This window comes from Algoriphagus boseongensis, assembly GCF_004362805.1.
In the GTDB taxonomy this organism is placed as follows: domain Bacteria; phylum Bacteroidota; class Bacteroidia; order Cytophagales; family Cyclobacteriaceae; genus Algoriphagus; species Algoriphagus boseongensis.
In genome coordinates this window covers 1576548-1600212 of the sequence record NZ_SNYF01000005.1, presented here as the reverse complement: position 1 = coordinate 1600212, position 23665 = coordinate 1576548, and the positions used below count along the sequence as shown (strand labels likewise).

The window sequence follows — 23665 nt, the reverse complement described above, 5'->3', positions numbered from 1 at the left end:
GTCTCCCCAGACAATAACCACTGCTCTTCATCTTCCTTTGCTACTTTCAGTCATCATCCCCAATTTCAATTCAGGGCCCTTATTGGAGATTTCTATCAGAAGACTTTTTCAATATCCCTCTGCCATCTCCTTCGAAGTTTTGGTCATGGACAATTGCTCCACTGATGGTTCCACAGATTTTATCAATGAAGCCCAATTTCCTGAAGTCTATCTCATCTCCCAAAAGGACGGTGGAGTGTATTATGCCATGAATGAAGGAATCCGTAGATCAACAGGAGACTGGCTTTATTTTTTGGGTGCTGGCGACTGTTTTTTTCCTGAACAGCTTAAGGAATCCTTTTTTCAATCTCAAGCGGATTTTATCTATGCGGAAGTGGATCAAAGCCCAAGTAGCCTGAGAGGCAAAGTCAGTCTTTCTCAGCTCCTGCATGAAAATATCTGTCACCAAGGCATATTCTATAAGCGATCTGCGATTACAAGGTTCGGTGGCTATGATCCAAGATATCGGTATTTGGCAGATCATATTCTCAACATCAGGTTCTTTTTTGATCCCAGGATGAAAAAGATCCACCTTCCTCTGACCATCGCCTCTTACCTTGGTGGAGGGATTTCTTTAACTAGACAAGATGGTTTTTTTCGTAAAAACAAAAAGAAACACATTCTCAGAGAACTCTACCGTAACCCCGGTTTTCGAAATGGACTGGCTGTAGCCAACTATTTCTGGACAGTGGGATCTATACAATTTACAAGGGCCTTTGCCCGATATTCCCCCAGCAGTCCTCTCGAACGACCTAGTCACTTCGACCATAGCAGTCACTTTGACCATTGAACCAGTCACCTATACCGAAAGAGAGCATATCCCAAAGAATTGAGGGAAGGTCTCATAGGTCGAATAATGCTCTTCCCCAGAAGATTTCTCGCTTCGCTCGAAATGACGGCTCCCCCCTTGCAATTCTCCTACAACCGAGTAATTTTATTACTCAGTCGAGGCTAGCTTCCATCTTCCGTTTAAATACTCCTTCACGGAGGGGTAAAGTAAAATTCCCCCTCAAGGGGCCTAGGGGGTGGGAGTGAAAGGGCGAAGCATTGATCAATTACCAATTACTTCCAAACATCCTTCTCCCTCTTCAGAGCTTTTACTTGCCCATGACACCCGACAACTTTGACAACAGCGCAGCGGACAACTTATACCCTGAGCACCTGACCGACGAGAGGCGGGAAGTTCTAAGTGCGACAACGCGCAGCTGAAAATCACCTATTATGCCCCGGATAACTAACCTGTTCCAAAAGTTAAGACATTGGTTTAATGTACTGAGGCAAAACCGCTTTCGGGAAAAACTGACGAAAAAGATTCTAACCTTTACTTCCTCTCCTAAAGGGAAAAAATACGAAGCCGAAGGTGCATTCATCTCCAGCCATGGCCTAACTGTTTTTACTTATCCTTTTCAAGTTAACTACGACAAAAGCAAGGTTGAATTGGGGTTTTCTAGAATTCTTATCTGGAAAAAGTGTAAAGTGTAAAATGAAATGAGTTTAAAGTTAAGCCCTGACGCAAAGCCACTTTAAACTTTAAACTCCCAAACTTTAAACTCTAAACTTGCTTTTTAACTCTTTTGAATTTCTGATAATTCTCCCATTAGTCTTCTTAGGTTATTGGTTTGTATTTCAGAAGAACTTAAAGTTTCAAAACGCCTTTATTCTTCTGGCCAGTTATGTTTTTTATGGCTGGTGGGATTGGAGGTTTTTGGCCCTGATTGTTGCGAGTTCGGCGGTTGATTATTGGTGCGGTTTAAAGTTGTCAACCGTCGATAGTCCACAGTCCACGGCCAATTCCGGTTCATCCAGAATAAACTATTCCAAAGCAGGATTTCAAAACCCTGATTCCACGACTGTTCAGCCGTTGACCGTGGTCAGTGGACCGTTGACAAAGAAAAAACTCTACCTCACACTCAGTCTCGTATTTAACTTAGGCCTCCTCGGATTCTTCAAATACTTTAATTTCTTTATTGAATCTGCGACAGATTTTATTAACCTTTTAGGATTTCAGGCTCATCCCAGCACGCTGAATTTAATTCTTCCAGTAGGGATCAGTTTCTATACTTTCCAAACGATGAGCTATACCATCGATGTGTATCGAGGGAAAATGGAAGCGACCAAGGATCCTGTTGCCTTCTTTTCCTATGTAGCATTCTTTCCCCAATTGGTAGCAGGTCCTATAGAAAGAGCATCCCATCTTCTTCCCCAGTTTTTGAAAAAGAGGGAGTTCGAATATCAGCAGGGATCTGATGGAATGAAGCTTATCCTTTGGGGTCTATTCAAAAAAGTCGTGGTGGCAGACAACTGTGCCTTGATGGTCAATCCCATTTTTGAGAATTACCAAACTGCTTCAGGTTTGGAACTGGCGATGGGAGCTATTTTATTCTCTTTCCAGATTTATGGAGATTTTTCAGGCTACTCAGATATTGCGATCGGTACGGCCAAGCTCTTTGGCTTCGATCTGATGACCAATTTCCGAACGCCTTATTTCAGCAGGGATATCGCCGAATTCTGGCGAAGATGGCATATTTCACTCTCCACCTGGTTTCGGGATTATGTCTATATCCCATTGGGAGGAAGCCAAGTTTCAAGAGCCAAAGCAATTCGAAATATCTTAATCGTCTTCCTAGTTTCAGGCTTTTGGCATGGGGCTAACTGGACCTTTATTGCCTGGGGAGCGATTCATGCTGCCTTGTTTGTCCCGCTTTTTATTTTCGAGAAAAACCGAACCTATCTTAATGAAGGCAGGCATCTTATACCAAGTGTGGGAGAAGTATTTCAAATGTTCCTGACTTTTAGTCTCGTGACCTTGGCTTGGGTGTTTTTCAGAGCTGCAAGTATTGGAGATGCTATAGGATATTTGAATGGGATCATCTCCCATTCTTTCAGCGAAGGATTCAGACTTTCTCTTTATTCCCTTTCTTTAGCTGCGGTGGGGATGATGCTTGCTTTCGAGTGGATATTCAGAGGGAAACAGATTCTTGCTTTCCAATTTCCTACACTTCGCTACGTCGGGTACGCCGGAGTAGTCATGACCATCTTGTTCTTTGGTGCGTTCTTCAACCCTCAGGATTTTATTTATTTCCAGTTTTAGTGAAGGCGTTTTTGGGTAATTCGGCAATTGCAGGTGGAATTCTTTTTGGATTCATCCTGGCTTATGGGACGTTTTGCGACTATTTTTTTCAAAAGCCTGAATACATGGATTTCACGGAAAAACGCACCTGGAATATTGCTCAAAAGGGAGGAAATTACGACTACGCAGTTCTTGGCTCAAGCCGCGCTTTTGGGGCCTTTGATATGCCCCTCTTGGATAGCTTAACAGGGTGGAAAGGCATTAATCTGGGAGCCAATGGGAGTGGGTTCAAAGACAATTATTTGGTCTTGACTCTTTTTCTAAAAACCAATCAAGTAGATCGTCTACTTTTGCAGGTAGACATGGGAGTTCTTAATTCCAAAATGGCTTTTAGTAATGAGTTTCATGCCTTTACTTTTTTCCCCTTTTGGGAAGAAAAGGAAGTTCGGGAGGTATTACAGGAGGAAATTCCGGTAATGGCTCATCCGTTGACTGAGCTGGCCCCTCAGTGGAGGTATTTCTATTTCAACAAGTATTTTTCCCCCAAGGAGGTGATTCGAAGGTGTCTCGCCGGAGGGGAGCCTAGCAATGTGTTTCTAAAAACTCGGGGTGGAATCCAAGAAACTGAGAAAGCCCCTCCAGCAACTAAAATCACTCCAACTCCCTTACCCGAGACACCCGAAGAGGAGGACTGGAGGTATCTGCTAAAGGTCAAAACACTGGCCGAACAGGCCGGAGTAGCCGTTTTATTTTTTTCTGCACCCAGATACCAAGATGAACAAAGAGAAGTGGGCACTCTACTTTCACAGTTTCCCAATAGGTATATTTCTCCCGAAGGGTTTGATCAAAGCAATTTGTCCTTTTTTCAGGATCAGGGGCATTTGACCAGTAATGGAAGAAAATTATTTACATTATATATGGGTAAGAGTTTTCAAGAATCCATTTAGAGAAATATTAAATATGAAAGAAAATTTAAAATTAGATCGTCATTATAGAGGATGAATGTGAAAAAAATAATTTTGAAGAAATTAAAATCATTTTTTTCACCCATAGCAGCAAGGCTCGGTTTTTATTCCAAAGGATCGAATGAAGATGGAAAGACTTTTCTTTTAAGCCAATCACTTTCCTATCTCAAGGAAAATGGGTTTTCCCCAAAATATATATTGGATGTTGGGGCAAACCATGGAACATGGACTAGAGATGTTATCACAATTTTTCCTGAGGCAAACTTTATACTAATCGAACCTCAAGCTCAATTAGAAAAATCAATTGAGGATTTAAAAGAGTCGTTCAAAGTCAGGTTTTTTTCAATTGGATTAGGTAATGAAAACTGTATCCGAGAATTTTCAATAAATGAAAGTGATGACAGCAGCAGTTTTAATAGATCAAAAACAAATCTTAAAGGGTATGATTTTATTGGATCGAAGATGATCCAAATGAGGAAGTTGGATTCATTTCTTAATGAGGAAAATATTCCAATTCCAGATTTGGTAAAAATTGATGCCGAAGGTTTGGATATGGAAGTTTTGGAAGGAGCATCTTCCATTTTTGGGATTACACAGGTGATTTTTTTAGAGGCTTCAATTCACCAAAAAACTTTTCCTAATTCATTAATTCGCGTTATGAATTATATGGATCAAAAGGGTTATGAATTATTTGATTTTACAGATTTAAATAGACCATTTTCTAACGGGTTGCTTTGGTTGGTTGAGGTTATGTTTGTTAAGAAAGGCTCAAGTTTTGGAAAATAAACCTCTGGTTTCAGTTTTTATGATTACTTATAATCATGAAAAATTAATTGAAGAAACAATTAATGGTGTTTTATTCCAAGAGGTGGATTTTTGAATGAATTATTTATTTCATAAGGCTGGATTTGAGATAATGCAAATCGAGAATCTCTTTTTTTGAAGATATTTGAGCGAAAGGGATTGGTATATACATGGAGTAAATAATTTAAAGTTAGCATTCCAAAATGCCTGCTTTTTTTAGGCAAATACTTTCAAATGAGTTTTAAAAAAAGAACTTTCCATTGGATCACACGGCAGAAAAGAACTGCTTTTGGAAGATTATTGAGCCGGTTTTCTCTTGGAATTCACCATGCATTGGAAAATAAGATAAATGACAATGAACTCAGCGGAGAATATTGGGTTTTGCGCAAGCTGGCAAAACTCCAACTTCAGATAGTATTCGATGTCGGAGCCAACGTAGGCAATTGGACGAAAGAACTAAAAAAGAATTCTCCTGGATCCCAAGTGTATTTATTTGAGCCAGTACCGGAGACTTTTGACAAGCTCCTACAAAATCTTTCAAAATTGGAAAGTGTTTACCCGAATCAACTGGCTCTTTCTGATTCGGAAGGAATGCTGGAATTTAATTTTTATCCATCCCAATCCTACTTTTCTTCGGTATACCCATCTTCATTTGGCAAGGAAAGTGTAATCAAACAAGTCCCCTCGACCGCAGGGGATTATTTCTGTCAAAAGAACCAACTGTCTCAAATTGACTTGATGAAAATTGATGTTGAAGGCTTAGAGGGAAAGGTATTGGCTGGATTCAAAGAAATGATCAAAAATCAAAAAATCCGCACAATTCAATTCGAGTATGGTCCACAGGCGATCGATTCGAAATTTTTGCTTAGAGACTTCTATGATTTTTTTGAGGAAAATGGATATCGGGTTGGGAAGATTTATCCCTCTTGGATTGATTGGTCTACCTATTCTTCAGGAAAAGAGAACTTTATTCTTTCGAATTTTCTAGCGGTGGTTTCTTCTGATACTAAAGTGTTTGATCTGTTTCCAAACTAAATTTTAAACTTAATTCCTTTCTTAATGGGAATTCTGAACTTATGATCAGATTAAAATTCGTTGACCATTACCAAGGATTTGTTCCTGAAACAGATCGTTTATTTACTTTCTTGAAGAGGTATTTTCCAGTTGTTTTGGTGGAAGAAAGTCCCGATTTTATCATCTATTCCTCTTGGGGGGGCACACATTTAGATTACAATTGCCCAAAGATCTTCTATACCGGAGAGAATCATCGGCCCAACTTTTTCCTCTGCGACTATGCCTTGGGATTTGATTTCATAGACCGACCAAATTACCTGAGGGTACCCTTGTATTCCATTCTTTGGTATTATGATTTTTCCACCTTGCTTTTCCCAAAGCATTTGGAAACCATCCAGCAAAATCCCAAGTCTAAATTTTGCTGTTTTGTAGCCTCCAATTATGGAGCAGATGAAAGAAACAAAATTTTTAAAAAACTTTCTTCCTATGCTCTGGTCGATTCGGGGGGAAGAGTACTAAATAATGTCGGAGGTCCAGTTCCTGATAAAATTGAATTCATGAGGCCTTATAAATTCTGTATTGCCTACGAAAACAGCTCCTATCCAGGCTACGTGACCGAGAAAATCATGGATTGCTTTATTGCAGGTTGTATTCCGATTTATTGGGGAAGTCCCTGCATAGAGAAAGATTTTAATCCTAAAAGAATCGTCAATCGTCATAATTTCGCTTCTGATGAGGCCATGATTCAACGAATCCGGGAACTGAATGAAAACGAGGAAGCCTACAAGGATTTTATTAAGCAACCGATTTTTAATGGGAATCAATTGACAGAATATTTTGATCAGGAAAGGCTCCGAATATTCTTTGAACAGGTGTTTGAAGGCCCAAAAACTACCCGATCTATTGGGGTAAAAAAATCCATTGGTTTGGGTATCCGACAGACTAAAATTTGGGAAAGTAAAATCAAGAGAAAAATTGGGGGCTTTGAACGGGTATGGTATTAATTTTAATATTTAATTATGATTCCAAGAATTAAATACCCATACTCTTGGGTTGGACACATACCTTTTACATTCTTTTTAGTAGATTTTTTTAAGCCTAAACTGATTGTTGAATTGGGCACCCACACAGGGAATTCGTTTTTAGCATTCTCCGAAGCTGCTAAGCATTTTTCCCCATCTTCCAAAGTTTATGGGATTGATTTGTGGCAGGGTGATGAACATGCTGGATATTATGAGGAGAATGTATTTTTTGAATTAGAAAAACATGTTTTTGAAAACTATAAAAATCAATCTTTCCTAGTGAGAAAAGATTTTAATGTAGCGGTATCAGATTTCGAAGATGGTTCGATAGACCTTTTGCATATTGATGGATTGCATTCATATGAGGCCGTCAAGAATGATTTTGAGACTTGGAAATCAAAATTAAGTGACGAAGCGATAGTTATTTTTCATGATATAAGAGTATTTAATTATGATTTCGGAGTATTTAAATATTGGGAAGAAATTTCAACTAAGTATAAATTTATATACGAATTCGATCATTCTAATGGGCTAGGAATTTGTGCAATTTCAGAAAATACTAGAAACCATGAGTTCTTTACTATATTAAATATTCGTTCTTTGAGATATATTTTTGAATCATATGGAAATAGTATTTTGAGGGATATAAGAATAGTTAATCGATTAAATCATTTTGAAAATTCCTATTACATCAGAATTAAAAAAATGATAAAAAAAGTATGGTTTTTTTTAAAAGGCTCAAAAAATTAATAATGGGTTGTGGGTAAATTAGGTGTTATTATTCCCATTTATAAGGTCAATCCTTCTAAAGATGAGCTAAAGTCTTTGGAATCATGCCTTCGAAATCTTTCTCACCAAAAGCTTATTATTATTACCCATGATGAGTTAGACTTGTCAATTTATTATAAGCTATTTGATAGCTATGGTTTAAAAGCTATTGTGGAGTATTTTTCTAAATTTTATTTTAACTCTCTATCCGATTACAATAGATTGCTTCGTGGATTTAAATTTTATAATCGTTTTTCAGATTTTGAATTTATCCTCATTTTTCAGTTGGACGCCTATGTTTTTTCTGGAAACCTTGATCATTGGCTATCGAAAGGGGATTCTTATGTGGGTGCCCCATGGTTTAGACAAATAGAAAATGAAATTGAATTTATAGGGGTTGGCAATGGAGGAATATCATTGAGAAAGGTCGATGATTTTATGAGGGTGTTTCATTGGAAATACTTCCTGATTCGATTTTGGATGGTTTTTAAGTATAATTTTAAATATGTCGATGTAAGGAAAAACTCTTGGAAGTTCTTTTCCAGTTCTTGCAAAGAGTTTAGCTTTTCAAAGCTCGCAGGAATTTTCACCTTACTAGATAAAAATGAGGATATCTTTTGGTCCAAAGTAATTCCCAGAAAATTTACTTGGTTTAAAGTAGCGGGATTGAATGATGCTTTGTGCTTTAGTTTTGAGGCATTTCCTCAGCATTGTTTTGGTTTAAACAATCATCAATTACCTTTTGGCTGTCATGGCTGGCAAAAATACGACCCTCAATTTTGGAGCCAGTTTATAGAATTGGATGCGGATTTAAAATTTAAAGAAGAGAATGTCTAAGGCTATAATTTCTGTTTCAAATTTGTCTAAAAGATATAGGATAAGTCTTAGAGAAAAATCACCTGAAACCCTTATCGGAAAGATTTCTAGCATCTTTAGGTATCCGATCAATAACCTAAAAAAACTTACCCAATTAAATCAATTTGCTCAAGAAGATGATTCCGTTTTCTGGGCCTTAAAAGACATTTCCTTTGAAGTTCAGGAAGGGGAAGTCTTGGGAATTATTGGTCGAAACGGGGCTGGGAAGTCGACACTTTTGAAGATTCTTTCCCAGATTACAGAACCCACATCCGGGAAAATTGAAATTCAAGGACGGGTAGCTTCGCTTTTGGAAGTGGGAACGGGCTTTCATCCTGAACTTAGTGGAAGGGAGAATATCTACATGAACGGGACGATTCTCGGCATGACCCGACGGGAGATTGATTCCAAACTGTACGAAATTATTGACTTTTCCGGGGTAGAGAAGTTTATCGATACTCCTGTCAAGTTTTATTCCTCCGGAATGAAAGTCCGCTTAGGCTTCTCCGTAGCCGCCCATTTGGATCCTGAAATTTTGATCATTGACGAAGTCTTAGCGGTAGGGGATTATGAATTCCAAAAGAAGTGCTTGGGAAAAATGAAAGATGTGGCTGGACAGGGAAGAACAGTACTTTTTGTCAGTCATAATTTGGAAGCGATAAAATCTTTATGCTCGAGCGCAATTTTATTTGAGAATGGAATTTTAAAAGATTCAGGAGCTCCATTAGAAGTGATAAAAACCTATTTGAAAGATTCCTCAATATCTAATTACCAATTTTTTTGGGACGGCGAAAATAGGCCTGGAAATGAATGGATAAGGGTAAATTCAATTCTAGCCTCGACCCCGGATTTTCATTTTAAGGGATTTTTTGACCGAAAAGATGAAATCGAAGTTTCGGTTGAATTTGAGTTGTTAAGAAATAAAATTCCTACTAATCTTAGTTTGGTTCTGCTTTCTGATACAGGAGAAATCATTCTGAATGCTTATTCTCAGATTCCAGTTCCAATTTTAAATGCCGGGAACTATTCAGGAACCTGCAAAATTCCGGGCAATTTTTTGAATGATGAAGTATATAAAATTACTATGATGTTTGTAAAGGATACCTCAGAAGTAATGTTTTCTTTGGAAGAAGCCTTGAGGTTCGAAATATTAGATACAGATAAAAGAGAAACCGTTTGGCTTGGCAAGCAAAGCGGCTATGTTCGACCTTTGCTTGATTTTGTTCTTCATGGATAAACCTACACCAATTGTCTCAGTTTGTATGATTACCTATAATCAAGCCGAGTTCATTCAACAAGCCATTATTGGTGTTCTCAATCAAAAGTGCAACTTTGAATTTGAATTAATTCTTTCTAACGATTCTTCAAAGGATCAATCAAATCAAATAATTCTAAATACAATAAAAAATCACCCAAATGGGGGGAGAGTAAAATATTTTTTTCAAGCCAATAATCTGGGGATGAATAAAAATTTGAAATTTGCTTTGGAAAACTGCTCTGGTAAATATGTAGCTATGTGCGAAGGAGATGATTATTGGATAGACACTTTGAAACTCCAAAAACAAGTTGACTTTTTAGAAGCTAATGATGATTTTGCTTTATGTTTTCATTCGGTTGATGTACTTTTTCAAGATGGATCCATCGTTAAAGATTTTTTTATAAAGGATGTATTTGATAAATCAGATTCTACGATTTATGATTTAGCTGCATTTGGAAATTATATCCATACGCCAAGTGTGGTATTTAGAAATAACTTTCTGAAACTCTCAGATAATTTCATAAAGTCTCCAATAGGAGATTATTATTTATGGATATTGATTTCTCAACATGGAAAAATAAAAAAAATTAGTGAAGTAATGGCTACCTATCGTATTGGCGTAGGTTACTTTTCCTCAAAATCTGAAGAAGATAGGGCATTTTTATTTTTGTCAACACTTGAATTAATTTCAGCTAATGTAGAAAATAGGACAGTTTCTCAAGTTTTAAAGTGTAAAATTGATGCATTGAAATTTCGAAAACTTCCTCATTATTTAAGGAATTCACATTTTAATGATGAATTCTCGAATCCAAAATTCATTTCTTCATTTATATCAATAAAGACCTTGATTTTGGCAATTTTTGAAAAAGTAAAAAGAAGATATAAACTGATATTTTGAGCCTAAAAAAAAATGAAATTGTTTTATTTAAGCAATCAAATTTGAAACTTATAGCATACTATCTACCACAATTTTACCCAATACCAGAAAATGATAATTGGTGGGAACCTGGTTTTACAGAGTGGACAAATGTTACCAAGGCAAAGCCATTATTTGAGGGTCATAACCAACCCAGATTTCCTTTGGACTTAGGGTATTATGATTTGAGGGTTCCAGAAACAAGAGAAAAACAAGCAGAATTGGCTAAAACACATGGTATTCATGGTTTTTGTTATTACAACTATTGGTTTGGAAATGGTCGAAAAATATTAGATAAAATTGCTAAAGATGTCCTAGATTCAAAAAGCCCTAACTTTCCTTTTTGTTTTTGCTGGGCAAATGAATCATGGAGAGGAGTATGGTTTGGTGTAGAAAATCAAAATATTTTAATCGAACAACTTTATTTAGGTGAGGAAGATTATAAAAATTATTTCTATTATCTGCTCGACTATTTTAAGGATGATAGATATATAAAAATTGATGGTAAACCTTTTTTGCAGATATATAAAGTAAATGAAATCCCTGACTTAGAAGTTTTCATTGAAACTTTTCGTAAGCTTTCAATTAAAGAAGGCTTCCCAGGAATATATCTGGTTGCTGGAATCCCTTCAAATAATCCGGATTGGAATCCCATTGAATTTGGTTTTGATGCTGCGATTGGATCTGAATTTTCCCAAATGAGGTATTGGCAGAGGAATATAGTCCGATCCAAATCAAATTTATTCTATCAAGTAAAAGATAAAATTAAGGCAAAGTATTTTCGGGAAGAGAAAGATTTTAATAAGCGGAATTGTCCTGTTATTATTAAATATGAGGATGCAATTAAATTTTTAATATCTGATAAAAAATTCAATTTCCCTTATTTCCCTGTTTGTGTCCATGATTGGGATAATTCACCAAGATCTACTTCTAGAAGTTTGATATTTACAGGATCTACTCCGGAATTATTTCGAAACCATTTAACAAAGGGTTTACAAAAGGTTGAAAATCTTAAGACATCCGAACAATTTGTTTTTCTAAAATCTTGGAATGAATGGGGAGAAAGTAATGCTTTGGAACCAGATAAAAAATGGGGTAAAGAATATTTAAGAGTTATAAAAGAGGAGATGTCTAAATATATTGAATGGTAGTTTCCATTATAATTCCCTGTTTTAATTCTGGTGCTTTTCTTTTGGAAGCATTAGCAAGTTGTTCTGAATCGACCTTTAAAAATTATGAGATACTAATTGTCGATGATGGTTCTACTGATTCATTCACCTTACAAGTCTTAGCTGATTTAAAATCAGATCCTACATTAAAGATATTAACTAAAGAAAATGCTGGCCCAGCCTCAGCAAGAAACCTAGGAGTCAAGCATTCAAATGGACAGTTTCTCCTTTTTTTAGATAGCGATAACTTAATCCGACCGGAATACATTGGTAAAGCATTGAAGGTTTTTAATCAAGACACTGGTGTTGGAATGGTTTATAGTCGGCCGGCCTTTTTTGGAGATACTTCAGAATCCCTTACCGTATTTGAGACCAGAGAATTTTCACTAGATAAATTACTTGAAGGAAATTACATTGATATGTGTTCCTTGATAAGGAGAGATGCTATTATGGAGCTTGGGGGATTTGATGAACATCCGGACTTGATTGGATTTGAGGATTGGGATTTATGGATTCGACTGGGACAAACATCCTGGAAATCAGTTTTTATGCCAGAGCAGCTTTTTGATTATCGAGTAAGGAAAGATTCAGTTATGGGTTCTTTAGGAGATGAGAAAAGAAAGCGGATGTTTTCCTACATAGGGAAAAAACATGGGGTTCTAATCCACCAACGGTATCGGCAATATTATAGGATAGTGAACAAGATTCAGGCTAGACCTTTTTCCTTTTTTCTTCGAATTCTTTATTACAAATATATTTTAAGAAAACCGCTTCTTGACTAATCTAACCAGCCATTTCATTTGACCACAATCTATTTCACCCTCTGCTCCAATAACTACCTGCCTTTTGCACTTTCTTTGGGAAAGTCGATTCGGCAATTTTTGTCTGATTCCCGGTTTGTGGTGGGCTTGGTGGATCGTATCCATCCCGAAATCGACTATTCTTCTTTGGGTGATTTTGAGTATTTGCCCTGCTTTGACTTGGGCTATCCAGAATTTGAGATCATGCTGTCCGGATACAATATCATTGAATTCAATACGGCAGTGAAGCCTTTTTATTTTGAGTACCTGTTTCGAAATAATCCGAATGTGGATCGGATTTATTACATCGATCCGGATATTTTGTTTTATCAGTCTCCGGAATTGCTGGATAGACATTGGACCAAAGATGCCAGCATACAGCTGACTCCCAATTTACTTCGCATTCCCGAGCATCTCGTCCGTGGGGAATTGGCCTCCCTCAAGCATGGCTATAATAATCTGGGCTATATCGGGATGCAGCGGGGTCCTGAAACAGACCGAATCATTCAGTGGTGGAAGGAACGCTTGAGAACCCACTGCAAGTTGGATAAATGCCGGGGAATTTTTGTGGATCAGAAATGGATGGACTTGGCCCCTCTGTTTTTCAAAGGAATAGTATCTGTAAAGCATTCCGGTTGGAATATGGCTTGGTGGAATCTCAGCGAGCGAAAGCTTGGGAAAAATGAGCAAGGTTATTTTGTCAATGATCCTAATATACCCTTGGTGTTTTTTCATTTTAGCGGTTTTAAACCCGGAGCCGCGACCATGACCGAGCGAATCCAATCTTCGGAGTTTGATATGGAATCGGAAGGGGCTTTACGGGAACTTTTCGATGACTATGAAAAAAAGCTTTTGGCTAATGGGTTTGAAATCTTAAGCAAGAAAAAGCCCTTGCTGAAGTTTAAAGAACTACCCAATCAGCTCAGGCATCGGATTGGCCGCAAGCTAAAATCCAAAATGACTAATGCCATTTTCCGGATTTTTGGGGTCTGATTGATGGGAGAGGGAGTCAGTATCATTCTTTGCACCTTCAATGGAAAGGATCGGCTGCCCTCCACACTGGAGGCCATCCAAAAACTTGATTCTAAAGTACCCATAGAATTAATTTTGGTGGACAATGCTTCCACAGATGGCACGGGGGAATGGGTGAATGACTATTTTAAAACAAGTAATCTTGACTTTCCTGCCCGTTATATTTCAGAGTCTAAGCCTGGCTTGATCCATGCCCGAGTGGCCGGAATAAAATCAGCCAGTTTTAATTTTTTATTGTTTTGCGACGATGACAATTCCTTGGCAACTGACTACCTATCCGTAGGATTCCAGCTTTTCAAATCCAATCCTAAATTGGGGGTCTTAGGTGGAAATGGAATTCCGGATATGGAAGGGCCTGAACCTGATTGGTTGAGTCGCTACCAGAAGAGTTTTGCACTTGGTCCTCAGGCCGAGCGATCAGGGAAAATTCAGGAAAGACCCGGTTACGTCTATGGGGCGGCAGCCTTTTTTCGGAAAAAGCCATTGCTAAATCTGATAAATTCCGGATATCACTTTTACCTAACAGGTCGGACTCAAACTCAGGTAATATCGGGAGATGACTTGGAGCTTTGCTGGCTGATGCAATTGATGGGCTATGAAATTCACTACGCTGAGAACTTGAAGTTTTTTCATACAATGCCTCCATCCCGTATGACTACAGACTATTTGATAAAAATGAAGTCCGGGACAGCAGCAGGAAGTGGTCTGCTCTATTCCTACCGATATTTCATTCAGCATCCCAATTCCTCCTCATTCAAGTTTAAACTGGCCTATTTTAGTCAACTACTAAAGGCGGGTTTAATTTTTCAAAAACATAAGTGGAAACAAGCCGTCAAATCCCAATCCTGGGAAAAAAACCTGGCTTTAGCTATTCTTTCTTCCCGATGGACTTCATTTAAGGAGAATTATTCTTTGGCTAAAGCTCTGTTTTCACAACTTCAATCCAAGAGTGAATTCTGGAAACTGAATCCCTGAACACTTGAAGATTTCTATCATCATTCCTACTCTAGACCGGCCGGAGGCCCTAATGCGACTGATTGATCGCCTCAGAATTCTTGTCCTTGAGGACGTCGAAATTGTTGTTGTGGATGACAGCAAAGTGCCTTTGCCAGAAAGCTGCCTTGGAGAATGGGAAGAAAAGTTGACTTATCTCCATAGAGGAGAAAAGCTGGGGGTAAGCTCCGCACGAAATATTGGAAGTCAACATTCCAAAGGAGAGTACCTGATTTTTTTGGATGATGACGATGCCGTTACGGAATGCTGGATGGACGATTTTTATTCCAACTTGATGAATCACCATGACTTGGTGTACTGTAACATGAGATTAATCGCTCCTAGCGGTAAAGTTTCATCCGTTTCTGCTTCCAAAAACAACAGGGGGATCGTGATTCCGGGAGCATGGATGATACGCAAGGAAGTTTTTGATCAGGTAGGCGGTTATGATGAACGATTGAAATTTGCAGAAAACACAGAGTTGTTTTTTCGCTTGGATAAGCTTCACTTGAACAAGCACTATATCGAAAAGGAGAATTTTATCTACCATCAATCATACGATGGAGGAAGCAAAAATCTTCAAAATATGCTTGAATCCATTCGAATTATTTTGGAAAAGCATGACCAAATCCTCACTGATCATGTGAAACATCTATATCACCAAAATATCGGAGTGATTGAAATGAGATTTGGGAGGTTTGGATTGGCAAAGAAGCACTTATGGAAATCCTGGAGATTTAAGCCTCAAAAAATCAGTACTCCGATAAGGATTGCATTGGCCTATTTCCCTTTTTTAGCTAAAAGATTTTACACTCTAGAAATTCCTAAAAGATGAGATTTGGTGGATTTGTGATCACTTATAATCGACCGGAAATCGTATTGGACACTTTGGAAAAGCTGTTTGCGCAAACACATCCTCCCGAGCTAATTTGGGTAATCGATAACTCAGAAAATCTTGAGACTGATCATGCCATCGCAAGTCTGTTGAATCCAAAAATAAAGTATTTCCGAATGGGTTATAATGCAGGTCCTGCTGGTGCAGCCATGAAAGGTCTTCAGCTGTGTACCCAGGATGGACTGGATTGGATCCTATGGGCAGACGACAATGATCCTCCTTTTTTTTCGGATACGTTTGAGAAGCTTCTGACTATCCGAAATGAAAATCCTTTTTGTGGAATAATTGGTGCTGTGGGTCATTTTTTTGACCGTAAAAAGGGAGTAATCAAGCGTATTCAGTCAAGACTATTAGAAAAGAAAGAAATTATTGAAGTTGACTGCATAGCAGGAAATATGTCCATGATTATTAATGCCCAAGTTGTCAAACAAGGAATATTGCCAAATCCAGACTTATTTTTCGGATTTGAAGAACTTGATTTTTGTTTAAAGGCAAGTAGGAGAGGTTTTACCTTATTGGTGCCAGCTAAATTGTTTTTAAGATTAAGAAACTACCATAATCGAGTTGATTTTGAAAGGCCAATTTATTCCAAAAAGAGAAATCACGCTCGAGAATATTACAGCCTTAGAAACTTATTAATAATCTCTGATTGCCTGACCTTAAACACTATGAGAAATAGACTAATCGGAAAATGGTTGGGGAAAATGGTGTATGGATTTCGGTACGGCCCATCTTATGGATTGGAAAACGCCAAGATGATTTTTTTGGCTTTTTTTCATTATTACAGAGGGATTAAAGGTAAAACCTTATCAATTTCATGAGCCTTTCGACTGATACAATTGGTGTTGTGGTTGTAACATTTAGACGGCAAGTTCAGCTACAGAGGACACTAAAGGCAATTTTGGGCCAAGGAATTTTGGGTCACCATATTTGGGTAATTAATAATGACAAAAATGATAATCTAGACTATCTAAAGAATGAAATAGGTCTTGACCTTTTAAATATTATTGTTTCTGAAGAGAATATTGCTTCAGCAGGAGGGTTTGCCTTAGGGATGAAATGTGTGTTGGAAAAAGGATTGGACTGGGTTTGGCTTTTTAATGACGATTCTAGGCCTATAGAGGGCTCCTTGGAATCAATTCTCCGGTACAAGGAAATCCTTGAAAAACCTAGAGCAGGGATGGTAAAGCTCGCAAATCTTAACGCAAAAGGCGAAGCTATTTTGCAATTTTGGAAAGGAAGGCGATTTCCAAAATATGTCCCTGTATCCAATGATTTAATTAAAACAGATTTGATCACTTTTGATGGCTGCCTTATTTCATCCAACCTAATAAGAGAAATTGGTACCTGCGATCCAAAGTATTTTATGGGTACTTATGAATTTGATTATTGCCTTCGAGCAAAAGACCATGAGTTTGAAATTTTCACTCTTCCGAATGGATTAATTGAGGATGAAAAGGCCGGTTCTATAGGAGGCACTCCACCTTGGAGGCAATATTATAATACCCGAAATCACTTGTGGCTAGGATTGAATCGAAGAAGTGCCAAGACAGTTTTAGCTTGGCTGGTTAGGGAGTTAAAGTTTACCTATGCTATTTTGAGATGGGAAGATAAAAAAGGGGAGAGGCTAAAAATTAAAGTTTTGGCTACTTGGCATGCATTGAGGGGGAAAAGAGGAAAGACCTTGGATCCAATTCTTTTTTCCAATGGCACTAAAAATTTGAATTAAATTAATTTCTTTATGTTGCTTTTGATTGAATTTAAAAAAACCACAGGAAAGCTTTTAATTAGTTTGCTCAAACTGGAATATTTCGGATGAGAGATTTCAATTTGCCTCAAAAAGGTGCTTGGATGAACAAGTGACCAATTCGATTTTAAAGGATCAAAATAGGCTTTCAATTCAGGGATACCCTCAAGTCTCTCCCTTTTGACAAAAAGGATTGTGTTTTGTTTATACCAAGTTTTGATGTTATCATTTTGCCAGATTTTTGGTCGAATTAAATCTAAAGGCAAGTAGTCTTTCTCCTTAAACTTTTTTATCCAGTAATCAGGCCATTGTTCATTGACATGTCCAGACCCTCTTTGGCCTGGTATGGCTGCAGAAAAAAGAACTACATCTGAAGCTTTTGTTAAATTTTCAATAAAGACTTTCGAATATTTTTCTTCTATGTGTTCAGCTACCTCAAGAGAAATTGCCAAGTCAAATTTTCTCGATAGTATGATCTTGGAAGTAAGATTATTGGTTAAAAAAGCAGTTTGTGGGATTACTAAATATTCTGATTTTAGCCATTCACCTTCTATTCCCAAAATTTCTCTTACTCCGAGATTATTTCCTGTCTTTAACCAAGTTCCAACCCCGCACCCAAAGTCTACCATAGAATTTGGTTTGAAGAAGGAAAATAGTAGACTTAAAATTTCAATTGCGGAGTTTTCAGTTTCAGAATTCCGTGATTTATAAAAGCTATCTTGATATAGTTTATTGGGGTTCATTAAAGACAAATGGTAAATTTTGAAAGGATATAAAGGTGTCTCAAAATATCCAAATCTTTCCAAGTTTTTCACTTTTATCCACAAAAGGAATCATTTTACTTTTGGTAAGTTTTTTTTCACCAAATGGTAAATTCCCATTTAATTGTGTGAAATGGAGAATAATTAACAGGTCCGAAATTTCTTCGTGGCCTAGTCTTCTTAATTCTCAAACTTCGATATTTTGAAAATCCTCTTTACCCAAGACGCTTTAGTAAATGCCGGAGCAGAGCGAAGCCATTTAGAGATTTTGTCCAGATTTTCTAATAAGGTATATGTTAGCATGGTCTACTTCTATCCCAAGAATGAATTAAGCGAAGAATATCAACGAGCCGGAATACGGCTCTTTTTTTTGGATATCCCTGAAACCTACCATTTCTCATTAGCTGTTTCCCGTTTGGTAAAGCTAATTCGCCAAGAAAAACCAGATTTATTGGTCTCCTGTCTTTGGAGAGCCGATATGATTACCCGAATAGCTTCTTTCATTTCAGGTGTCCCAGTGGTTGGTACTTTAGTAAATGATAGCTATTCTCCCCTAGCTTGGAGAGATAAGAAGGGTTTGAAATTCAAGTTGGTCTATTGGTTAGATCAATTGACTTCCCGCATACCGATACACTGGATCGCCAATGCAAAGGCCTTGGTGGACTCCCACCAGAGAACTTTGGGATTAAACCCGAGAAAAATCTCTGTGGTTTATCGGGGGAGAGAGATTCCGAAGATTCCGCCGAAAGCTTCCCAATCAATCCGTAATTTTGTCTCCTATGGGCGGTTTCTGGAGAGAAAAGGCTTCCAAGATGCTATACAGGCATTTTTTGAGGTTTTAAAAACCTATCCAGATTGCACCTTTACCATCTTCGGAGAAGGACCCTATCGAAAAGAATTGGAAGAACTGATTCAAGATTTAGGCCTTCAAGACTTTGTCTTTTTACCGGGTAAAATCGCTAATCCAATGAATTTATTGATCCATGGGTACTGCCCACTGCCGACTGCTCCCGATAGCTATCGGGATTGCCCACTGATCACTGCTGACTGCTTCCTGTTCCCCTCTTGGTACGAAGGTTTCTCTGGTGCTTTGGTTGAAGCCATGATGGCTGGAATTCCCATAATTGCTTCAGATATTCCCATGAACTTGGAGGCTTTGGAGGATCAGAAAACAGGTCTGATTTTTCAAACTTCGAATTCTTCTGATCTGGCTCAAAAAATGATTTGGGCAATTCAAAATCCCTCCTTATTTATTCAAATGGGAGTGGAAGCGAGAAAGACCGCCATTCAGAGGTTTGATATTGAAAAGATTTCAAAAGAATACGAAAACGTTCTCTTGGAAATAGCTGAGAAAACTACGAAAAGGTGGTAAGAATTGGTCTTTTGTTAGATGGATTTGAGATTCAGGCTTGGCAAGAAACCATCATTCACCAATTACTTGAATCCAATTTTGCTAAAATTGAGGTCCTAATTGTTAACCAAAACCCCAAAGCTTCTGGAGGAAATTCTTCTCTTGCTTACAGAATTTATCGAAAACTCGATCGGATAGTATTCAAAGAAAGGTTAGATGCTTTTCAAGCCCGTTCTATCAATAGATCTTTGGTAGAAAAATTACCCCAAATTCATGTCAAACCCATCCAAAAGAAGTATTCAGATTCTTTTCCAGAAGAAAGTATAGAGGAAATAAAAAAGCTGGATTTGGACGTACTGCTTCGATTTGGTTTTAGAATACTAAAAGGGGAAATTCTCCAGCTTCCAAAATTAGGCATTTGGTCCTTTCATCACGGTGATCCGGAATATTACAGGGGAGGGCCTCCTGGTTTCTGGGAGGTAATGAACAAAAAACCAATCACGAGCTATGTATTGATGCAGCTAACTGAAGACTTGGATCGGGGAAAAATTCTGTATCAATCTTGGGTGCAAACGGATCCGCTTTCAGTTCAGAGGAATGCAAATAGATTATTTTGGGCCTCAGCTAATGCTCCTGTTAGAGTTATAAAAGAAATTAAAAGGATAGGATTGGAGAATTGGATTGAGAAAATTTCCAATGCTCACTTCCCACAAAAAGCTCCTTTATGGAAGCCTCCGGGTACCATTCAGATGCTGAGCTTATGGACTTCTTTGGTAAAAAGAAGCATTAAGAGGAAATGGGACGAGTATCAAAATCAAGCCCATTGGCAAATAGGAAAAGTTTCAAGCCCTTCTTCTGATTATACTTTATCCCTTAATCCTTTATCTACTCCTTTACTTGAGCATCCCAGCCCAGATCAATATTTTTTGGCAGATCCTTTCTCTATTCATTTCAAGGGAATAGACTATTTGTTTGCAGAGGAATTTGATAAGAAAAAAGGTAAAGGAAGAATTGTGTGGATTTCACTTTCAGAAATAGGAATTCAAATTCATCCCGTTATAGAAGAGGTCTGGCATTTATCTTATCCCTTTTTATGGAAAGAAAAAGATCAGGTTTTCATGATTCCTGAATCTTCAGATTCAGGAAAGATTTTCCTTTACCAAGCGATTGATTTTCCTTTAAAATGGGAGAAAAAGAGAGTTCTTTCTGAACAGGAAGGGTATGATCCAACCTTAGTGAAAAAGGACGGCCTTTATTGGATGTTTATTACGCAAAAAGCACATCCAGCTTGCTGGCCTTTTGATGAGTTGAATCTGTATTGGGCAGAGGATTTGGAAAATCCCCACTGGATGGCTCATCCCAAAAACCCTATTATTTCAGATGTTAGGCAGGCTCGGTCAGCTGGTAGATTATTTGAAAAAGATGGGGAGTGGTTCCGCCCTGCTCAAGATTCAGGAATTAGGTATGGACATGGGGTGAGAATTCAGAGAATAAAGACCTGGACAAAACAGGAATACGAGGAAGAAACTTCGCAAATTATTCAAGCTAATTCACTCGCTCTAGGAATTCATACCTGGAATCAAACAAGTTCTGGTACTTGGGTAGATTTTTATTTTAGAAAATGAAAATTGTGTTGATTATCCAAAAACCGCAAGCACGTGGAGCAGAACTTTTTGCTGCCCAATTAGGGCAAGGTTTGGAAGACAATGGACATCAAGTAATGCTAATTAGTTTGTTTCCGGGAAATTTTGATTTGCCTTTTTCAGGAAAGCATATCCGGCTGAATCGAAATTCATCCTATAGGCTTTGGGATTGGAGTGGTTGGAAATTAATTCAGCAAGAAGTCAAATTTTGGAATGCTGATTTAGTCTTGGCAATGGCTGGAGATACGCTTAAGTATATGGTCATGAGTAAAGTGGTTTTTGGTTGGAAAGCTAAGTCGGTATTTTATAATGGAAGTTTGGTCTCAAATTATATCCATTCCTCGATAATCAGGAATTACAACTCTTTTTTGTTCAGGAAATTGGATGCAGTGATATCTGTAAGTCAAGCTTCGGCTCATGATTTAGATCAGCTTTTCCCTTCCCTACCTACCCAATACGTGATACCCGTTGGAATCGAAATGGTGGAAAGGAAGAGACGGGATAGCTCAACCATAGATTTGATCCATATAGGTGGGTTTACTTTTGAAAAAAATCATGAGGGTCTACTAAGAATATTTTCAAAAATACTTCAACAATTTCCCGATATCCGATTGATTTCTTTTGGAGCAGGTCCATTAGACCAGGAGACCAAGCAAAAAGCGATTGACATGGGAATTGCCGATAGTATTGACTGGAGAGGAGTTGTAGAAAAACCTTTTGAAAAAATTGAAAATAAGGCTGTTCTTTTATTGCCAAGCTTAATCGAAGGATATCCAGCTGTTATAGTCGAGGCATTTTTGAATAAAATTCCTGTTGTTGCCTATGATGTTGGAGGAGTAGGGGAATTAGTGGTTCATGAAAAAACAGGTTGGTTGGTTCCGAAGAATGAGGAAGATGCATTTCTTGAAAAAGTAATTGAAGTGTTGAACCTTACTTCAGCCAAGCTTCAGTCAATTTTAAAAGAGGCAAATAGATTTGCGGTCCAAAACTGCCTGTTGCCTGAAACGGTACTTAAGTACGAGGGAACTCTTAATGAAATTATTTCTCCTAAGAGAAAGTCTTCCTTGCAAATTCTTCAGCTGATTACTCAAAAGCAAAGGAGAGGAGCTGAGATTTTTGCAGCTCAGCTTTCAGAAAGGCTTGAAGAAATGGGCCATGAAATCCGTATGGTTTCAGTTTTTGAGGGAGATGGAGAACTCCCCTTTTCGAAAGAGGTGGTTTGTCTTGGAGGGAAAAGGGAATATCGTTTTTGGGATTGGAAGGCTTGGAAAAAGTTGAATGATCTAATTCGAGATTTTAACCCGGATATTGTTCAAGCCAATGCCTCAGATTGCCTGAAATATGCTGCCTTTTCAAAGAAAATATGGGGATGGGATAACCCTTTAATTTTTAGAAATGCAAATCAAATGAGTCTTTTTTTAAATCATCCTATCCAAAGAGGATTAAATAATTGGTGGATAGGATCGGTAAATGGGGTGGCCTCTGTTTCAGAAATTTGCAGGAATGATTTCGGGGAGCTTTTTCCTCATAAACAACCTATTTTATTGCCTATTGGGATCGAGCCATTGGATATTCAGGAAAAAAGAAAGGATAATTTTTCGCTTCCCCTACCAAAACGATTTTTGCTTTTTGCGGGAGGCCTAGTTCCGGAAAAAGACCCTTTAGGCTTATTGGAAATATTCCATTCTATCCTGGACCCTAACCTTTCTTTGATTTTTATAGGTTCAGGGATTTTGGAGAACTCACTTCGGGAAAGGATAAATTCACTTGGTCTTCAGGAAAGGGTAAAAATATTTGATACCCAGAAAAATATTTTTCCCATTCTAGTCAATGCGGAGGCCTTGCTTCTTCCTTCTAAAATAGAGGGACTACCCGCAATTGTGTTGGAGGCCATGTTTTGTAAAATACCTGTAGTGGCCTATGGGGTAGGAGGAATACCTGAAGTGGTAATTAACGGAGAAACGGGATGGTGTATCAATCCCGGAGATCAAAAATCATTTGCCTATGCTGTTGCTGAAGTAGTATACCAAGACCCTGAATCAAAGGATAAAATTTTAGAAAACGCTTTTTTGATGGTTCAGGAAAATTTTACCCTTGAAAAAGTAAGTCCTCAATTTGAGGCTTATTACCGATCAATTCTGGATTCCTGATTTTTTATTTTCAGGTCATCGACTTTTTGTACTTTATTCCTTCCCCTTGATCTGGTTCACAAAAGACTAAATAGTATGCACTTTTGCGCATCCGTTGTTTGGAAATATCATCCAAAGAATTGCTAATTCATTAATCATCAATTTTTTTGTAAAGCTGTTTCTCGAGAGGCGGCTTTTCTTATTTTCATCCTTTTCCCTTGCGCAGGTACTTGATTTTTTTCCCCATAACAGGATATTTGAACAGCGCTTAAACTTCCCGATTATTTCTACGCTAAGGTTAAAACCATGGGCCATTCAAAGTTTGCCTATAGGGGGTCTTTTGAATTAGGAGCCAAAATAAAGTTTTCAGCCAACTAACTGTGGTCTTACACCTTGAACCCCCGCCAACAACCACCATTTTTTTCTGACTCAGT

At 37.9% G+C, this 23665-nt stretch carries 22 protein-coding genes; 21 read left to right on the top strand and 1 reads right to left on the bottom strand.

Translation table 11 applies throughout. The annotated features are described in order from the left end of the window. The first annotated feature begins 37 nt into the window (after positions 1 to 37). From DFQ04_RS06960 to DFQ04_RS06875, 18 genes are all read left to right on the top strand, one after another. Positions 38 to 829, top strand: a complete 792-nt coding sequence (locus DFQ04_RS06960; RefSeq protein ID WP_262709432.1) for a glycosyltransferase — start codon at positions 38 to 40, stop codon at positions 827 to 829. 431 nt (positions 830 to 1260) lie between these two features. After that, complete coding sequence (locus DFQ04_RS06955; RefSeq protein WP_133554033.1) at positions 1261 to 1521, top strand: hypothetical protein; 261 nt, start codon at positions 1261 to 1263, stop codon at positions 1519 to 1521. Between the two features lie 76 nt (positions 1522 to 1597). Beyond that, positions 1598 to 3130 (top strand): MBOAT family O-acyltransferase, encoded by a 1533-nt coding sequence (locus tag DFQ04_RS06950; RefSeq protein WP_133554030.1) that lies wholly within the window; start codon positions 1598 to 1600, stop codon positions 3128 to 3130. Then, complete coding sequence (locus DFQ04_RS06945; protein ID WP_133554028.1) at positions 3130 to 4056, top strand: hypothetical protein; 927 nt, start codon at positions 3130 to 3132, stop codon at positions 4054 to 4056. Before DFQ04_RS06950 ends, DFQ04_RS06945 begins: the two co-directional genes overlap by 1 nt. Before the next feature lie 51 nt (positions 4057 to 4107). Further along, on the top strand, positions 4108 to 4860 hold the full coding sequence (locus DFQ04_RS06940) for an FkbM family methyltransferase (RefSeq protein WP_133554026.1): 753 nt from the start codon (positions 4108 to 4110) through the stop codon (positions 4858 to 4860). Positions 4861 to 5112: 252 nt separating this feature from the next. Beyond that, positions 5113 to 5913 (top strand): FkbM family methyltransferase, encoded by an 801-nt coding sequence (locus DFQ04_RS06935; RefSeq protein ID WP_133554024.1) that lies wholly within the window; start codon positions 5113 to 5115, stop codon positions 5911 to 5913. A gap of 41 nt (positions 5914 to 5954) precedes the next feature. Continuing rightward, positions 5955 to 6896 carry a glycosyltransferase family 10 domain-containing protein gene (locus tag DFQ04_RS06930; RefSeq protein WP_133554022.1) on the top strand — a complete coding sequence of 314 codons (942 nt, stop codon included), beginning with the start codon at positions 5955 to 5957 and terminating at the stop codon, positions 6894 to 6896. A gap of 15 nt (positions 6897 to 6911) precedes the next feature. Then, on the top strand, positions 6912 to 7664 hold the full coding sequence (locus DFQ04_RS06925; RefSeq protein WP_133554020.1) for a class I SAM-dependent methyltransferase: 753 nt from the start codon (positions 6912 to 6914) through the stop codon (positions 7662 to 7664). A 9-nt stretch (positions 7665 to 7673) separates the two neighbouring features. After that, positions 7674 to 8519, top strand: a complete 846-nt coding sequence (locus tag DFQ04_RS06920) for a DUF5672 family protein (RefSeq protein WP_133554018.1) — start codon at positions 7674 to 7676, stop codon at positions 8517 to 8519. Further along, positions 8512 to 9774 carry an ABC transporter ATP-binding protein gene (locus DFQ04_RS06915; RefSeq protein WP_133554016.1) on the top strand — a complete coding sequence of 421 codons (1263 nt, stop codon included), beginning with the start codon at positions 8512 to 8514 and terminating at the stop codon, positions 9772 to 9774. The genes DFQ04_RS06920 and DFQ04_RS06915 overlap by 8 nt, the downstream gene beginning before the upstream one ends. Beyond that, a complete protein-coding gene (locus DFQ04_RS06910) occupies positions 9767 to 10693 on the top strand; it encodes a glycosyltransferase family 2 protein (protein WP_166637269.1) in 927 nt (308 codons plus the stop codon). The genes DFQ04_RS06915 and DFQ04_RS06910 overlap by 8 nt, the downstream gene beginning before the upstream one ends. Next, entirely contained in the window at positions 10690 to 11862 is a 1173-nt protein-coding gene (locus DFQ04_RS06905; protein WP_166637268.1) for a glycosyltransferase WbsX family protein, read from the top strand. The genes DFQ04_RS06910 and DFQ04_RS06905 overlap by 4 nt, the downstream gene beginning before the upstream one ends. Beyond that, complete coding sequence (locus DFQ04_RS06900; protein WP_133554010.1) at positions 11856 to 12662, top strand: glycosyltransferase family 2 protein; 807 nt, start codon at positions 11856 to 11858, stop codon at positions 12660 to 12662. The genes DFQ04_RS06905 and DFQ04_RS06900 overlap by 7 nt, the downstream gene beginning before the upstream one ends. An 18-nt stretch (positions 12663 to 12680) precedes the next feature. After that, positions 12681 to 13673: a glycosyltransferase family protein gene (locus DFQ04_RS06895; protein ID WP_133554008.1), complete on the top strand. Its 993-nt coding sequence runs from the start codon at positions 12681 to 12683 to the stop codon at positions 13671 to 13673. A 3-nt stretch (positions 13674 to 13676) separates the two neighbouring features. Continuing rightward, complete coding sequence (locus DFQ04_RS06890; protein WP_133554006.1) at positions 13677 to 14687, top strand: glycosyltransferase; 1011 nt, start codon at positions 13677 to 13679, stop codon at positions 14685 to 14687. A gap of 4 nt (positions 14688 to 14691) precedes the next feature. Further along, on the top strand, positions 14692 to 15540 hold the full coding sequence (locus DFQ04_RS06885; protein WP_133554004.1) for a glycosyltransferase family 2 protein: 849 nt from the start codon (positions 14692 to 14694) through the stop codon (positions 15538 to 15540). Then, positions 15537 to 16421, top strand: a complete 885-nt coding sequence (locus tag DFQ04_RS06880; RefSeq protein ID WP_133554002.1) for a glycosyltransferase — start codon at positions 15537 to 15539, stop codon at positions 16419 to 16421. Before DFQ04_RS06885 ends, DFQ04_RS06880 begins: the two co-directional genes overlap by 4 nt. Beyond that, complete coding sequence (locus DFQ04_RS06875) at positions 16418 to 17329, top strand: glycosyltransferase (protein WP_133554000.1); 912 nt, start codon at positions 16418 to 16420, stop codon at positions 17327 to 17329. The genes DFQ04_RS06880 and DFQ04_RS06875 overlap by 4 nt, the downstream gene beginning before the upstream one ends. Here the strand turns inward: DFQ04_RS06875 and DFQ04_RS06870 are convergent. Further along, complete coding sequence (locus tag DFQ04_RS06870) at positions 17326 to 18153, bottom strand: hypothetical protein (RefSeq protein WP_133553998.1); 828 nt, start codon at positions 18151 to 18153, stop codon at positions 17326 to 17328. The genes DFQ04_RS06875 and DFQ04_RS06870 overlap by 4 nt on opposite strands. 157 nt (positions 18154 to 18310) lie before the next feature. Here DFQ04_RS06870 and DFQ04_RS06865 point away from each other — a divergent pair, with 157 nt between their 5' ends. The 3 genes from DFQ04_RS06865 to DFQ04_RS06855 are packed head-to-tail and all read left to right on the top strand — an operon-like array spanning position 18311 to position 23252. After that, a complete protein-coding gene (locus DFQ04_RS06865; RefSeq protein ID WP_133553996.1) occupies positions 18311 to 19480 on the top strand; it encodes a glycosyltransferase family 4 protein in 1170 nt (389 codons plus the stop codon). Then, the gene (locus tag DFQ04_RS06860; RefSeq protein ID WP_133553994.1) at positions 19474 to 21084 is read left to right on the top strand and encodes a glucosamine inositolphosphorylceramide transferase family protein; all 1611 of its coding nucleotides are present in this window, start codon (positions 19474 to 19476) and stop codon (positions 21082 to 21084) included. The genes DFQ04_RS06865 and DFQ04_RS06860 overlap by 7 nt, the downstream gene beginning before the upstream one ends. Further along, the gene (locus DFQ04_RS06855; protein ID WP_133553992.1) at positions 21081 to 23252 is read left to right on the top strand and encodes a glycosyltransferase; all 2172 of its coding nucleotides are present in this window, start codon (positions 21081 to 21083) and stop codon (positions 23250 to 23252) included. Before DFQ04_RS06860 ends, DFQ04_RS06855 begins: the two co-directional genes overlap by 4 nt. Positions 23253 to 23665 lie beyond the last annotated feature (413 nt).

Excerpts from the sequence above, each read along its gene's own strand:
- DFQ04_RS06955 (WP_133554033.1), top strand. The coding sequence starts at position 1,261 with ATGCCCCGGATAACTAACCTGTTCCAAAAGTTAAGACATTGGTTTAAT.
- DFQ04_RS06940 (WP_133554026.1), top strand. The coding sequence starts at position 4,108 with ATGAATGTGAAAAAAATAATTTTGAAGAAATTAAAATCATTTTTTTCA.
- DFQ04_RS06935 (WP_133554024.1), top strand. The coding sequence starts at position 5,113 with ATGAGTTTTAAAAAAAGAACTTTCCATTGGATCACACGGCAGAAAAGA.
- DFQ04_RS06930 (WP_133554022.1), top strand. The coding sequence starts at position 5,955 with ATGATCAGATTAAAATTCGTTGACCATTACCAAGGATTTGTTCCTGAA.
- DFQ04_RS06925 (WP_133554020.1), top strand. The coding sequence starts at position 6,912 with ATGATTCCAAGAATTAAATACCCATACTCTTGGGTTGGACACATACCT.
- DFQ04_RS06915 (WP_133554016.1), top strand. The coding sequence starts at position 8,512 with ATGTCTAAGGCTATAATTTCTGTTTCAAATTTGTCTAAAAGATATAGG.
- DFQ04_RS06910 (WP_166637269.1), top strand. The coding sequence starts at position 9,767 with ATGGATAAACCTACACCAATTGTCTCAGTTTGTATGATTACCTATAAT.
- DFQ04_RS06900 (WP_133554010.1), top strand. The coding sequence starts at position 11,856 with ATGGTAGTTTCCATTATAATTCCCTGTTTTAATTCTGGTGCTTTTCTT.
- DFQ04_RS06890 (WP_133554006.1), top strand. The coding sequence starts at position 13,677 with ATGGGAGAGGGAGTCAGTATCATTCTTTGCACCTTCAATGGAAAGGAT.
- DFQ04_RS06880 (WP_133554002.1), top strand. The coding sequence starts at position 15,537 with ATGAGATTTGGTGGATTTGTGATCACTTATAATCGACCGGAAATCGTA.
- DFQ04_RS06875 (WP_133554000.1), top strand. The coding sequence starts at position 16,418 with ATGAGCCTTTCGACTGATACAATTGGTGTTGTGGTTGTAACATTTAGA.
- DFQ04_RS06855 (WP_133553992.1), top strand. The coding sequence starts at position 21,081 with ATGAAAATTGTGTTGATTATCCAAAAACCGCAAGCACGTGGAGCAGAA.